Annotated in this window: 16 protein-coding genes; all 16 read right to left on the reverse strand. The window is 38.6% G+C overall.

Features of this window, described 5'->3' with window-relative positions; all coding sequences use genetic code 11:
- Positions 1-71: 71 nt before the first annotated feature.
- On the reverse strand, positions 72-524 hold the full coding sequence (locus AC4BHA_RS02825; protein WP_490558125.1) for a DUF2487 family protein: 453 nt from the start codon (positions 522-524) through the stop codon (positions 72-74).
- Between the two features lie 189 nt (positions 525-713).
- Positions 714-1271 (reverse strand): ReoY family proteolytic degradation factor, encoded by a 558-nt coding sequence (locus tag AC4BHA_RS02830; RefSeq protein ID WP_066107436.1) that lies wholly within the window; start codon positions 1269-1271, stop codon positions 714-716.
- A gap of 27 nt (positions 1272-1298) precedes the next feature.
- Positions 1299-2549: a tetratricopeptide repeat protein gene (locus AC4BHA_RS02835; RefSeq protein ID WP_077248162.1), complete on the reverse strand. Its 1251-nt coding sequence runs from the start codon at positions 2547-2549 to the stop codon at positions 1299-1301.
- A gap of 433 nt (positions 2550-2982) precedes the next feature.
- The gene (gene aroA / locus AC4BHA_RS02840) at positions 2983-4281 is read right to left on the reverse strand and encodes a 3-phosphoshikimate 1-carboxyvinyltransferase (protein WP_066107439.1); all 1299 of its coding nucleotides are present in this window, start codon (positions 4279-4281) and stop codon (positions 2983-2985) included.
- 19 nt (positions 4282-4300) lie between these two features.
- Positions 4301-5404, reverse strand: a complete 1104-nt coding sequence (locus AC4BHA_RS02845; protein WP_139891737.1) for a prephenate dehydrogenase — start codon at positions 5402-5404, stop codon at positions 4301-4303.
- 20 nt (positions 5405-5424) lie between these two features.
- On the reverse strand, positions 5425-6531 hold the full coding sequence (gene hisC, locus AC4BHA_RS02850; protein ID WP_139891736.1) for a histidinol-phosphate transaminase: 1107 nt from the start codon (positions 6529-6531) through the stop codon (positions 5425-5427).
- 26 nt (positions 6532-6557) lie between these two features.
- Positions 6558-6923: a chorismate mutase gene (gene aroH, locus AC4BHA_RS02855; RefSeq protein WP_139891735.1), complete on the reverse strand. Its 366-nt coding sequence runs from the start codon at positions 6921-6923 to the stop codon at positions 6558-6560.
- A complete protein-coding gene (aroB, locus tag AC4BHA_RS02860; protein ID WP_490558126.1) occupies positions 6920-8035 on the reverse strand; it encodes a 3-dehydroquinate synthase in 1116 nt (371 codons plus the stop codon). Before aroB ends, aroH begins: the two co-directional genes overlap by 4 nt.
- Positions 8035-9207 carry a chorismate synthase gene (gene aroC, locus AC4BHA_RS02865; protein WP_140461596.1) on the reverse strand — a complete coding sequence of 391 codons (1173 nt, stop codon included), beginning with the start codon at positions 9205-9207 and terminating at the stop codon, positions 8035-8037. The genes aroB and aroC overlap by 1 nt, the downstream gene beginning before the upstream one ends.
- A 161-nt stretch (positions 9208-9368) precedes the next feature.
- The gene (locus AC4BHA_RS02870) at positions 9369-10172 is read right to left on the reverse strand and encodes a CheR family methyltransferase (protein ID WP_066107456.1); all 804 of its coding nucleotides are present in this window, start codon (positions 10170-10172) and stop codon (positions 9369-9371) included.
- Between the two features lie 192 nt (positions 10173-10364).
- Positions 10365-10811, reverse strand: coding sequence for a nucleoside-diphosphate kinase (gene ndk / locus AC4BHA_RS02875; RefSeq protein WP_139891732.1), 447 nt, complete (start codon positions 10809-10811; stop codon positions 10365-10367).
- Positions 10812-10900: 89 nt separating this feature from the next.
- Positions 10901-11863 (reverse strand): heptaprenyl diphosphate synthase component II, encoded by a 963-nt coding sequence (gene hepT, locus AC4BHA_RS02880; protein WP_139891731.1) that lies wholly within the window; start codon positions 11861-11863, stop codon positions 10901-10903.
- A gap of 33 nt (positions 11864-11896) precedes the next feature.
- Complete coding sequence (locus tag AC4BHA_RS02885) at positions 11897-12610, reverse strand: demethylmenaquinone methyltransferase (protein ID WP_139891730.1); 714 nt, start codon at positions 12608-12610, stop codon at positions 11897-11899.
- Between the two features lie 45 nt (positions 12611-12655).
- Positions 12656-13414 carry a heptaprenyl diphosphate synthase component 1 gene (locus AC4BHA_RS02890; protein WP_490558127.1) on the reverse strand — a complete coding sequence of 253 codons (759 nt, stop codon included), beginning with the start codon at positions 13412-13414 and terminating at the stop codon, positions 12656-12658.
- 127 nt (positions 13415-13541) lie between these two features.
- On the reverse strand, positions 13542-13769 hold the full coding sequence (gene mtrB / locus AC4BHA_RS02895; RefSeq protein WP_066107475.1) for a trp RNA-binding attenuation protein MtrB: 228 nt from the start codon (positions 13767-13769) through the stop codon (positions 13542-13544).
- Positions 13770-13801: 32 nt separating this feature from the next.
- Positions 13802-14368 carry a GTP cyclohydrolase I FolE gene (gene folE, locus AC4BHA_RS02900; RefSeq protein WP_066107479.1) on the reverse strand — a complete coding sequence of 189 codons (567 nt, stop codon included), beginning with the start codon at positions 14366-14368 and terminating at the stop codon, positions 13802-13804.
- Between the last annotated feature and the right edge of the window lie 145 nt (positions 14369-14513).

Below are 14513 nucleotides of genomic sequence, written 5' to 3' on the forward strand. Positions count from 1 at the left end.
ACTCCCAGTTAAGGAAATACATGTTTTATTTTTCCTGTTTTATACCAATATACTATTTACTTACAAAAACATCATTTATTCCAGGATTCTGTTAGTATATCAACAAGCTGTTTCATTTGATCACTTATAACTGTTTTAATCGCATCAAGAGGCATTTTTTCGATGGGGATTGCCGGTATCCATAAAACATGTCCGCTCTCATCTATACTTGTCCATTTACTGTCAGTAGTGAGAAATTGGATATATTTAAATCCCTGACCTCTATAATAATCTACCCAAACAGACAAGAGATTTAATTTCTCCTCTGTCTTACTATTTTTAATATATGGCAGAGGTAGGGCTAAAAATAGACGGCCCTTTAATTCTTTTTCGAGCTCATGCGTCAGCAATGTCATAAATTCATAGGATGATACCGTCTGGCTAAATGTATCATCAAAATCAACCGGATTTAACGGGATAACTATAGTATCAATATATTTTTTGGATTTACTAAATAATTCTGTATCAACTGACTGATATTTCATAATTTTCCCCCTCGACTTCTTTTTCCATTGTAAAACATAATAAGTAAAATATATACAAATAAGCTTACAATTCAGGGAGAAATCTTTGTTCCTCATCCTGCTGGGATAAGCAACTGCCAAATCAAGCGTGGAAGCATAAAAAAGACCACACATAATCTCTTTCTCTCAAAGAAATATGTGTGGCTGCTATTAGTTAAAAGATTCCTGAGATCGGATTCTTTTCAACTGACTGCTTAATTTATTAAATAATTCTATATCACGGTTATCAATTGCCTCATCAATCATCTGTGCTAACCGTTCCTCTTCGAATCTTGATAGACTGATTTTTAAAATATTTTCTGCAATATATTGATCCTGTTCATTACCGGGGAGGTTTTTTGGCTGATAAGGATTTTCCTCAAGTACGGCTGCATACTGATAGGATGAGTAGGCTGTCCTGAAATTCAATTGTATGTAGATATCCTCGTCCTTATTAAGCCGTATATCATGGAATGACTTCTCTGCGTCAGTTGTCATGATATTACTCTTATAGAATCTAAATGGCACATCTTCCACACAATGAGTGGACATGACCATTCCTTTTGGACAATACTTAGCTCCTTCCACGAAATGAACATTCATCATGAGCTGATCATGACTCATTAAGTAATTTAATATCCATACACATTCTCTGCGCTTTAATTGGTAATGGTTCAGAAACCAGCGTATAAATTCCTTCTTCTCATCGACAGAAACAGGGGTTTTCAAGGTGGAGCCCTCCTCTGTACAAATTAGTTAAATTCGTTCTAAAATATCAATATACTCATCATTGCTTGGGTCTTCGTGGAGTAATGTCTTAAATATCGACCTGGCCTCTTCAAATTTACTGTCTTCCAGCAAGAAATAACCGTATTCATGTAAAAAGTCTCTATTATCTCCAAAAAATTCATGTGCCTCTTTGTAACATGATAATGCTTCACTATACTCCTCAAGCTCTGAATATGCCGTTGCCAGGAGCCAATTAAATTGCGGGTCATCCTCCCCCATCGCTCTAACAGAGGATACCAAATCGATGACATGGTCAAACATTTCTTCGTGTAAATAAAGCTTGCCTAAAGTTAGAATTGCCTCGAGGTAACCCGGATCAATCGCAATAGCCTCCGATAGCCATTTAATAGCTTTCTCTGTATTTCCAAGCTTAGTTGCTAGCTCAGCACCATACAGGAATATTTCCTTATTGAAAGGATCTTCCTTAATCCCTTCTTCTGCAACATCCAGTGCTTTTTCCAAATCAAGGGACTCTTCATAGGCCATGGCTAAATACAAATAAAGTGAATGATAGGCAGGGTCTATTTCCTTAAGCTCTGTAAACTTAGCTATTGCCGTTGGAAATTCTCCTGCATGATACGCAGCAAATCCATATTCAAACAATAAATTTACGTCATCATCCTCCCTGCCAGCTTTCTTGAAATAAGGGAGCGACTCTTCAAATTCGCCCAATGATACAAGTGATAAGGCTAATCTCTTATAAATTGAAACGCCATTTATTACAGTCTCATTCTTTAAGATACTGCTATATAATTCTACAGCCGAACGGAAATGTCCTTGTTGATAATAAAGTTCTGCAAGAGCAAATTTTACAATAGGTTCATCCGGTAAAATTCGATTGGCCTCTTTCAGCTTTTGAACACTGACCTCCTCCATACCCATTCCCTGATATAAATCCCCTAATAATAGGAGTGCTCCTGGGTACATCGGATCTTCCTGATCAATTTTCTCTAAATACAACAATGCTTCCTCTTCCTGCCCCAATTCAGTTGATACTTCAGCCAATGAAAATAAAATCTCTCCTTCATCGGGATAACGCTTCAGCAATTCTTCAAAAAGCTCCTTTGCCTCTTCCATAAACCCAAGTGAAGCGATTTCTTCCGCCAAGGTATAAACATCGTCATCATTGTTGGATTGCTTAATCTGATTTATATGTTTTTTAGCTTCTTCAAATTCACCTTGCATCAGTTTTTTTATAATTGATTCAATTTTCATCATTGGTATTCCTTTCTGTTTCCCTAAATCTATAACAAATCTGCTGGTCATTCGGCAAAATAATGTTCGTCCAATCCGGAGCCTCTAAAATTTTGTTATTACCCCTATTATACTCACTTTTTTTAACCTGTATAAAGAGCTAATGGAAACTCCAGAAAAAAATATTTATCTGATAAGGAAATTAAATGATTTTTTTGTGGTATAGAGCTTGGAGTCTTAATTTTAAGGTTATATAAGTATACTTTATCATTTAACAAAAAGCGACCGAATCGTACTCTTCCATTTCATTCTATCTATCCATTTAATTGATTACATTTTCACCGCCCTATCAACCATTTTTACATGTGTAAAGGCAAGGGTTTCATTGACTTTCTTTTAGACATGCTATGAAACTATCAGAAATTTTAGTACCAAAAAAGAGAGGTTCCCCTCTCTTTTATTTCTGAATGGATACAAGCTTAATTAAATCATCAAAGAAACCTGGATAGGATACTGAAATGGCATCAGCATTGTTTAATACTACAGAGTCTTTGGAAAGCAGTGAAGCAATCGCCAATGTCATTCCGATACGGTGGTCCCCCAGGCTGTCCACCGTACCTCCATGCAAGGTTTGTTCTCCCTCAATGATTAAACCATCGTCTGTTGGAGTTATATCAACACCAAGCGCACCCAATTGAGTAGCGATGGCATCAATTCGATTTGTTTCTTTAACCTTTAACTCAGCAGCATCTTTAATGACGGTTTTTCCCTTAGCCTGTGAAGCTAACAGGGCAATAACAGGCAGCTCATCAATTAACCTTGGAATGATATCTCCGGCAATTGTTATCCCCTTTAAAGAGGAAGTTTTTACTGTAACCGTACCGGATTCTTCCGCAAGTTCTCCGAGTTTGTCTAACTGAATTTCAATATTTGCTCCCATTTCTTTCAAAACATCAATAATCCCCGTTCTTGTTTGATTCAGCCCAACGTTCTTTAATATAATCTCACTGTTTGGTACAATGGTACCGGCAACCATCCAAAACGCTGCAGAGGAGATATCTCCGGGAACATGAACATCCTTTCCGCTCAGCACCTGATTTCCTGTAACTCTGATCATATTGCCGTCGATATGGATGCTCCCCCCAAACGATTCAATCATCCGTTCAGTATGATCCCTCGTGGCTGCTTTTTCAATGACCGTTGTGGTTCCTTTCGCATGTAATCCAGCTAAAAGAATAGCTGATTTCACCTGGGCACTTGCTACCGGAAGCTCATATTCAATACCTGACAGCTCACCTTGGTTCATTTCAAGCGGTATAAAGTTACCATCCTCTTTTCCGGATATTCTTGCTCCCATTTTCCTCAGCGGATCTACCACTCTTCTCATTGGCCTTTTTGCAATGGATTCATCACCAGTGAAAGTGATAGAAAAGGGCTGGTTGGCGAGTAACCCCATAAGAAGTCGGATGGTTGTCCCTGAATTGCCGACATCAAGCAAGCCAATCGGCTCCTTTAAACCGCCATATCCATTACCCTGGATGGTGACCTTATCGCCTTCTCTTTGTATATCCACACCCATTTTTTGAAAACACTCAATAGTACTTAAGCAATCCTGACCCTCTAAGAAATGATATACCGTCGTTTTCCCTTCCGCTATTGCCCCAAACATGACCGCTCTGTGCGAAATAGATTTATCTCCCGGCACTTCAATCGTGCCTTTCAACTGGGGGTTTTTGAATAATAGGATTTTTCCCATGCCTTTCCTCCTTTTTATCTCAGTCATAATAAGTATCGTAATTAGTTGCATCACGTAAACATTCCACCGCTAGTTTGCGATCTTCACCTGATTGGAAGGAGATCACCAATACACCGTAAACTTCTTCACGCGTCTCAATGATTCTTATATTAGTAATACTTATATTAGATTTTGCTAAATAACCGGTAATCTCCGAAATGACTCCTGGATAATCCGGGACATCCACATATAAATCATAAAAGGAAGGAATTGCACCCTTTTTACGGGCCGGCATCTCATCACGAAACATTTTTGCACTTTGGAAAAAGGAATATAATCTTTCCTCATCCTTCGTACGAATCCATTCTCTCACCTCTGACATTTCATCTATCCAGGAGTCCAAAAGATCGATTAATACTTGATCATTTTGAATCAGAATATCCTTCCACATTTGAGGACTGGATGAAGCTATTCGGGTAATATCCCTGAATCCTCCGGCAGCAAGTCTTGCAACTAAATCATGTTTCGCTTCAGCCTGTTCAGCCTGATTAACAATCGAGGCTGCCATAATATGCGGCAAATGACTGATGACACCTGTCATTAAATCGTGCTCATGAGCATCCACTTCAATGAATTTGGCTTTCGTCCCCTTCAGCCACATCTTCAGCTCAGCAACCTCTTTAACACCTGCATGAGCAGAAGGTGTCAATATATAAAAAGCATTTTCAAAAAGATGCACTTTTGCCGCAGCTACTCCGCTTTTATGAGATCCAGCCATTGGGTGACCGCCTATAAACGTATAATTCATGCTAAACAAACGCTCTGCTTCTTTCATGATCTTTGCCTTTGTACTTCCTACATCCGTAATTATAACGCTTTTTTTCAGCGTACATGCTGACAGGCTTTCCATAACGGTTGATGTAGCTTGCACCGGGACTCCGATAATGATAACATCTGCTCTTCCAGCTGCCTCTTTATAATCCAAAGTCTCTTCATCTATTACTTTTAATGCTTTTGCCAGCTGCACCTGTTTTCGATCCACATCATACCCTAGTATCAATGCCTTCGGATGTTCCTTTTTAATAGATAAAGCAATGGATCCTCCAATTAAACCAAGACCTATCATTAATACATTCCCACGCATGGAGGCACCTCACCTACTATCTATTTGGTTTCTTTATTTTCTTTCATCAAAAGGAAATTTTTCAGCTCTTTCAAAACAGCTTCATTCTGCTGGTCAGAACCAACTGTAATCCTAATGGATGTCGGGAAACCCAAAGCCTGGCCGGAACGAACGATAAAGCCTTTTCTCATTAAATACTGAAAGACTTCATCCCCATCATGACCTGTATCGATTAAGATGAAATTTGCCTGTGATGGATAGTAACTTAAGTTATGAATCTTACAAAATTCATAATATTGCTGAAGGCCATCTCTATTTTTTTGTTTGCATTCCTCAATAAATTGTTGATCACTTATAGCAGCAATCGCAGCCTTTTGAGCTAATGCATTGACGTTAAACGGCTCTCTTGCAGGCTCAAGCATACGGATAATATCGGAATTAGCCACTCCATAACCAATACGCAAAGCCGCCATCCCGTAAATCTTGGAAAAAGTATGCAATAGGATTAAATTATCAAACTGATTAATTAACGGCAAGATTTCAGGATAATCTATAGCTGTGACGTACTCATAATAAGCTGCATCAAATACAACTAATACATCGTTAGGAACCTGACTCAAAAATGGGAGAAGCTCCTCACCTCTTATGTATTCGCCTGTCGGATTATTAGGAGAACAAATCCACACAATCCCCGTGTCAGCATCAATCTGACGAAGCATGCCGTCAAGATCATGTCTGCCATTTATATGCGGCACCTCCCTGATCTCTGCCTGCTCCAAAATGGCATTATGGCTGTACTGACTAAAGGTACCCGTAGACATAACCGTATTCACACCTGGAGCAAGAATCGCCTTTGCTATCATTTGGATGATATTATCTGAACCATTTCCAAAGATAAGCTGATTTTTTTCAACTCCTAAATAGTTAGATAAGACTTCACGCAAATTAACGGCTCCGCCATCCGGATACAAGGGAAGTGACCATTCTGTTTCCTTCAGCGTTTTTGCGACTTCGGATGAATATCCGTATGGGTTTTCATTTGATGCCAGTTTGATGATCTCCTCCAACCCAAACTCCCTTTTTACTTCCTCAATTGGTTTGCCTGGCTTATAAGGCTCTAATGTATATAAATGATTCTTCCATTTCAAAGCTCCAGTTCCCCCTTTTTTATTGTCTATTTCTCTGTTAAATCAGGTCTAAGGACCGTAGCCCCCTCCAGATAAATATGCTTGATATTCTTTTGGGCTGTATCCAAATTGGCATGAATCATAATCCGTATGGCCAATGATAAGGAACCCGGTACTGGAATTTCACGCATGCACATAACGGGAACATATGTAAATCCATCTATTTTTCTAACAACAGCAGCTGGAAACCCTGCATCTATATCATCTGTGACAGATATGAATATAGATGCAATAGACTCTGCCTGAAGATGATTCTGTTCGATCATTTCTCGAAGTAAGATTTCTGTTTTATTTTCAATGAGTTCTTTTTTATTTGCTTCTATGGTAATGGCTCCTCGGATGCCTCTCATCATAATGAATAACCATTCTCCCTTCCGACTATATTGTTTAAGAAATAGGTTAATTCGTCTTGTATTTCCGTATCAGAATAGGAATGTAAGGCTGGGCTGCCATAATCATTTAAAAGGACCGTCGCTATTGTCCCTTGTTTATTTTTCTTATCAAGTTTCATAAATGGCAGCAATAATTCTGCTGATAAAATTTCTTTTGGTATTTGTAGATAGCCTAAATTGGTTAACCAATCCTTAAATGCAGTTAGATTAAAAGAAAAATCAGCATACTTTTGGCTCAAATATAGGTCAAATAACATACCAAAGGCTACAGCTTCCCCGTGGGTTACCACTCCATATCCAGCTGCCCCTTCAATCGCATGAGCTAATGTATGACCAAAATTAAGAAAAGCACGCGAGCCTTTCTCCTTTTCATCCTCCGATACAATAGTAGCTTTAACAGAAATCCCTTTTTTTATATACGAAGCCAATGATTTGGATTGCAGGTCAGAAATACTGCAATACTGATTTCTTAAATCGTCATAAAAGGATTTACTGCATAGTAGGGCATGCTTAATTAACTCGGCAAATCCTGAGCGCCATTCCTTCTCTGGTAAAGTGGATAAAAAGGAACTATCATAGAAGACTGCCTCCGGTTGATAGAAACAGCCTACTAGATTTTTACCCAGTTGATGATTAATAGCCACTTTTCCTCCAACTGCACTGTCATGAGCCAGCAAGGTTGTTGGCAGTTGAATATAGGGAATACCTCTCATATAGGTCGCTGCTACAAATCCAGCTAAATCTCCAACCACTCCCCCGCCCAGAGCTAACACGAGGCTGTCACGATCAAGTTTATTTTCAAATCCTACCGTTAAACATTCTTCGTATACAGAGAATGATTTTGCTCTTTCTCCTGTTGGTACGGCATGGATGATTACTTCATAGCCACGTTTGGACAACAACGTTTTAATCAGCTCAGAATAAAGAGACGATACCAGTTCATCCGATATCATATATACTTTTGGTTTTCCTTTGAAATTTTTCTCCAAAAATATGGGGAGCTCTTCAATCACTCCATCACCTATAAAAATCGGATACTCCTTTGAAGAAGTTTTAATTTGAATAGTTTCCATTAGAATTCCCTCGCATACATTCTTTGCTGATTAACGGATTCAACCAATGTCTCCATCCGATCAGAATAAAACTGTTCAATGATTGCATTGGCAAGCTCCCATGCTACCACATGCTCAGCAACGACTGCCGCTGCCGGAACAGCACATGCATCAGAGCGTTCTATCGAGGCTGTAAATGACTCTTTAGTATCAATATCCACACTTTTGAGCGGCTTATACAAGGTAGGGATTGGTTTCATGACTCCACGCACTACTACAGGCATTCCAGTTGTCATTCCGCCTTCAAAACCGCCTAGGCGATTCGTTTTACGGCTATATCCCTGTCCTTCCTCCCAAATGATTTCATCATGCACCTGACTGCCTGGAATTCTGGCCGCTTCAAAGCCAATCCCGAATTCGACACCCTTAAATGCATTAATACTAAGGATTGCACCTGCAATTTTTGCATCTAGTTTACGATCATAATGAACATAGCTCCCGACACCAGCAGGCATTCCAGTCGCCACTACTTCAACGACACCACCTAATGTATCGCCATTCTTTTTAGCCAAATCAATGGCTTCCATCATCTTCTCAGCAGCTTTTTCATCAAGACAGCGAACTGGAGAATCCTCTGCCAGCTGTTGGATCTCTTTAATATCCTTAACCTCTGTTTCAGCTGCTTTAATGCCACCGATTTCAACAACATGCGAAACAATTTCTATACCAAGCAGACTAAGCAGTTTCACCGCAACAGCTCCCGCTGCCACTCGGACAGTTGTTTCTCTTGCAGACGAGCGCTCTAAAACATTGCGCAAATCCCTATGTCCATATTTCATACCGCCATTCAGGTCAGCATGCCCTGGGCGCGGTCTTGTGATTTTACGTTTAATTTCGTCTTCTGCCTTTTCATCTATTGGCTCAATTCCCATGACATGGGTCCAATGAGTCCAGTCCCGGTTTTTAACTTGCAGAGCAACAGGTGATCCTAATGTCCTGCCATGACGAATTCCTGCTGTAATCTCTACTGTATCTTTTTCAATTTGCATTCTTCTACCGCGTCCATATCCCTTTTGTCTCCTGGCAAGATGCTTGTTGATATCTTCCTCAGACAACGGCATTCCTGCAGGTAATCCTTCTATTAAAGTTGTTAATTGGGGGCCGTGGGATTCCCCAGCAGTTATATATCTCATAAGGCTCCTCCTTCATCACTTTAAAGCATTTATGTAATAATATATCATATACTGTTATTCTTATGGTAATTTTCTTGCTTATATTGTACATCAGATTAACAAGGTACTACCATTCACTCTCTGCCGACGTCTCCTGATTATCTTTCATTTCAGTATGTCTATTAGCTATGTACCCTATGATGATTTCTCTTTTTATAAAAAAACGTATTTGTACTGATAAAATCATATACAGTTGGGTTGAAGATCTGTTCAGTACTGCCCACAAACAAAACTCCGCCAGGACGAAGTGATTGGGAAAATTTCTTATATAATAAACCCTTTGCTTCATCCGTAAAATAAATCAAAACATTACGGCATATGATTAAATCGTATGATTGGCCATACGAATCAGCCAGTAAATTATGTTTCTTGAACGTGACCGCATTTTTTATTTGTTGATTAATATGATAAAATCCATCCACGAATTCGAAATGCTTATTCTTTAACTCTACTGGTACTTCCCCCAAAGATTTTTCTGAATAAATGCCTCTCCTGCAAATTTCTAAGGCATTCTGATCTATATCGGTTGCCAGGATAGAGACACGATTCAGGGCATTTAAGCGGGTTAGCACCATGGCAAGTGAATAGGGTTCATCACCAGTTGAACAAGCGGCGCTCCAAATTTTCAAAGTCTTTTTTTCAGACAATAATTCTGGCAGAATCTCCTTCTCCAAAACCTCCCACCTTCTATAATTCCGAAAGAAGTTCGAAACATTAATCGTCATACGGTCCAGAAGCTCATTTAATAAATACTGGTCTTTACGAAGATGATTGTAATAATCCTGAAACCCATTAAAACCTTGTTTTTCATATAAGGAGGTAATTCTTCTTTTCATTTGCGCTTCCTTATATAAAGATAAATTGATTCCTGTTAAATAGTTAATCCCTTTAACAAACCCCTGATAGTCATCATTAATTTTTATCATATACCCCTACGACTCCAATAAATTCTTTTACTATAAGTATACAAAATTAGCAGATTCAATGATATAACCACACTTATTACGTATGCCCATAACGATCACATGATCTATTCTATAAACCCCCATAAACCGGTAAGATATGCAATTAAAAAAGCCGCCAACCTTGTTGACAGCCCTTAATCTTTATCTATCTACTTAATAAATCCACTCATTCGCTAATTTTGTATATTCAGCAAGCTCTTCTTCTTTAAAGAAGATTCCAAGTTCTCTCTCGGCACTTGCAGGTGAATCAGAGCCATGGATAATGTTTTTGCCTACCGTTACACCATAATCTCCGCGAATTGTACCAGGAGCAGCATCTTTTGGATTGGTAGATCCCATCATTTGACGAGCAGTCGCAATCACATTTTCCCCTTGCCATGCCATTGCAAAAACTGGTCCTGATGTAATAAAGTCAACCAATTCACCAAAGAAAGGACGCTCTTTATGTTCCTCGTAATGCTTTTCAGCCGCCTCTGTTGGAATCATCATCAATTTCGCTCCAACAAGCTGAAAGCCCTTTCTTTCTAAACGTGATACAATTTCCCCGATTAAATTTCTTTGTACACCATCTGGTTTAACCATTAAAAATGTTTTTTCCATAATTACACCTCTGTTCGTATGTATGGGCTTTCAGAAAGAATAATACCATTATTTACATGTATAAAGCAAACAAAAAAGGAAATAGCATTTTAGTATTTCCTTTTTCCGATAAATCTTGCTATTTCATATAAATAATCCGTATTCTTCGACTCTGGCAATAATTCTAGAATATCAAATGCTTTATCCAGGTAAGCATTGCTTAAGTCGATGGATTTCTCGATTGCTCCTGATTGCTTGATAGATTCGAGTATAGGCTGCAACTCTTCTAACCTCATATCTTCGTGAACAGTTCGGATAAGCTTGGCCAATTGCGGTTGCTGTAAGGCATACAAAACAGGTAAGGTAATATTCCCCTGCCACAAATCACTACCCGCAGGTTTCCCCAAATCTTTTTCAGAGGCCGTGAAATCAAGTATGTCATCCATTATTTGAAAGGACATGCCCACATAGTATCCATACAAGAATAATTTTTTGTGTATATCCTCCGATACCCCTGCACTGATCGCACCTAATTGGCAGCTGGCCGCAATTAAGACAGCCGTTTTTCGTTTAATACGCTTTAAATAGTTACGTAGATTTTGATCAAAATTGTATTTATCACGTATTTGTTCTATTTCGCCAATGCTGACTTCCATGATGGTTTTAGCTACTACCTGATGTGCCAATGGATCTTTAATATGAGTCATAAGCTCCTGAGCCCTGGCAAATATGTAATCTCCTGTATAAGTAGCCATTTTATTATCCCATTTGGAACGAACCGTCAGTGATCCCCTACGCAGTTTGGCTTCGTCAATGATATCATCATGTACTAATGATGCTGAGTGAATAAGTTCCAGAGCAACTGCAGCATGCTTAATTTGATTAATATCATACTCTCCAAATTTTGCGGTGAGCAGTACAAAAACAGGGCGTATGCGTTTGCCTCCAGCTTTCAGAGTGTGCATAGATGCTTCCTGAAGTGGTCTGCATTCAGTTTGTATCGATGAACGCAGCTCTTTTTCGATTAATTGGATATCCTGTCTGAAAATTGAATACAATTTTGGTAATTTCATAGTTCCACTTCCCGTTAAACTAATATGCGCCCTTTATTTTGATTGTTTGAATCCAAAATGAGACGCAGCTGCACCACCGGAATAAGGTTTATATTTAACCTTCACAAAACCGGCTTCTTCAAAGAGTCTTTTCAATGCCGGTGCACTTGGAAAATCAGATGCAGATTCCTGCAGCCAGGAATACTCCTTGTAACTCTTAGCCAATAATTTACCCAAGAGAGGCATAATATGCTTAAAATAAAAATAATATAGCTGTCTGTAAACCGGTAACGTCGGTTGAGAAGTATCTAAACAAACAGCCATGCCACCCGGTTTCAGAACACGGTTCATTTCTTTCAATACCGTTAAGTAGTCAGGGACATTCCGAAGACCAAATCCAATTGTGACAAAGTCAAATGTATTATCTTCAAAGGGAAGCTCCATTGCATTCCCATGAAGCAGTTCCACATTATTTAACTGCTCCTTTTTAACCTTTTGTTCGCCAATCTTGAGCATATTTTTACTGAAGTCCAAACCCGTTACCTTACCAGAGTCGCCAATCTGTCTCGCCAGCGCTATCGTCCAGTCAGCTGTACCGCAGCATACATCCAGTGCCTGATCTCCCTGTTTAACATCCATTTTTTTCATCGTATCGGCACGCCAACGCTTATGTAACTGGAAACTGATTACTGAATTCATAGAATCATAATTATCAGAAATCTTTTCAAAGACACCGTGTACACGTTCCTCTTTTGTTTGTTGTTTCATTATGAATTCCCTTTCCCCACATCGTCTTTTTATATGTTTTCAAGATTACCTTATACTTGTCTCAATCCGTAAAACCATTTCATCCTTAAAATTGTATTGCAACATAGCTGATCTTAATCTATCACTTACCTTTGTAATTTCCCTTTTAAGTAAATCTGATATTTTATCAGCAGTTTCATCATTTACACTATGTATTGATTGTAAGGCTTGAATAAATTTAGAGTTACACTTATTTTGATAACCGTCCAATTCTGCCATTAATCTATTCCATAATAAAAAGTCTATAAACAAATCCTTTTGTTCAATTACGTTAAAATACTCAGCTGTTTTTTCGACCAGTATGGTTTCAATCTGTTTAAGATACTTTACTAATGTATCTATATCAGCATCCTTATCCATATATAAGTGTACCTTAGCCTCATTCACTTCCTGAACTCCCCTGGACATTAGGTTAATAAACTCGATATCTTTTGTTTTCGCCAATATATGATAATACATACTGCTATAATAATCTCCAGCCAAAATCGATAACTGCCGTTTCCTTAATTTTGCCGGACTTTCGGATTCCTCTGTGTTTGAAACTCCCTCATGGGTATCCAGGGCAATTTGCATAAGCATGACAGATACTATGTAATATGGCATCAACTTTTGATCCACATTAGCATCACGCAGAATTTTAACCATAACCGCTATCATATCATCATTTATGACTGGCCGATCAATATGATCTAATATTAAAGAATGATAGATAAGTTTCTTTATCTCACTATTAAATTGTATGACTTCATTATTGATGCTATCCAATGGTAATCACCCATGCTTCCACTTCTGATTCCGTACCATAATCGGCACATTACGTATTCATCATACTCATCTTACTATCCTTTTAAATTGCTGTCGAATGGTTTAAAAGGAGAGAATAGATAATCGGTTATTCCTTTTCACTTTCTATTTCACCGTATGGCGTGTACATAACCGCTTTTCCTCTGATTTTCATAGCTGATGTGTGTTCTGTAAATTGAACAAATAACACTTCACCTTTATCAAGCTTTTCTGAATGATGGAATTTAGTATCCTCACCTCTGGTTAATCCAATAACACTCACTCCATCTTCCAATGCTTTTATAACTACAAAATCATTTGATTGAAGGTTCTCCATTCTCTTACTCCTTTTCAACTTTTATCTCATGATTATTTATTAATTAAGCTTAATACTTCCTGACGGGAGATTGAGTCTGTCGCCAATGTTCCTCTTACTGCGGAAGTAATTGTCTTCGATCCTGGTTTTTTAACACCTCTCATAGTCATGCACATATGCTCAGCTTCAACTACGACCATCACTCCATGAGGAGCCAGTGTGTCCATAATAGAATCTGCAACAGTTGATGTAATCCGTTCCTGTAATTGCGGCCTTCTGCTCACTGCTTCGACCGCTCTGGCTAATTTACTCAAACCTGTAACACGTCCGCCTTTTGGTATGTAGGCCACATGTGCCACTCCAAAGAATGGCACGAGATGGTGCTCACACATAGAATAAAAAGGGATATCCTTAACAAGGACTAATTCTTCATGATCTTCACCGAATACCGTTTCAAAATATTCTTTAGGATCCTGTCTCAATCCGGAAAATACCTCTTCATACATTTTTGCTACACGTTTAGGTGTGTCCAGGAGCCCTTCCCTTGTTGGATCTTCCCCAAGAGCCTCCAAAATCATTGTCACTGCTTCTTCTATTTTACCGCGATTGATTTCACTCATTTTATGTCTTCCTCCCATTGCTATACCTAATTTCAACTATTTCCATAGTAGCACATTTTATTCTTAGAGCCATAGATTATGGACTTCATAATAGAAAAAGAGTCATTACCAAAGAAATTGGTAATGACTCTAATCGCGTATAGCG

This window comes from Pradoshia sp. Z3_51 (assembly GCF_058215915.1).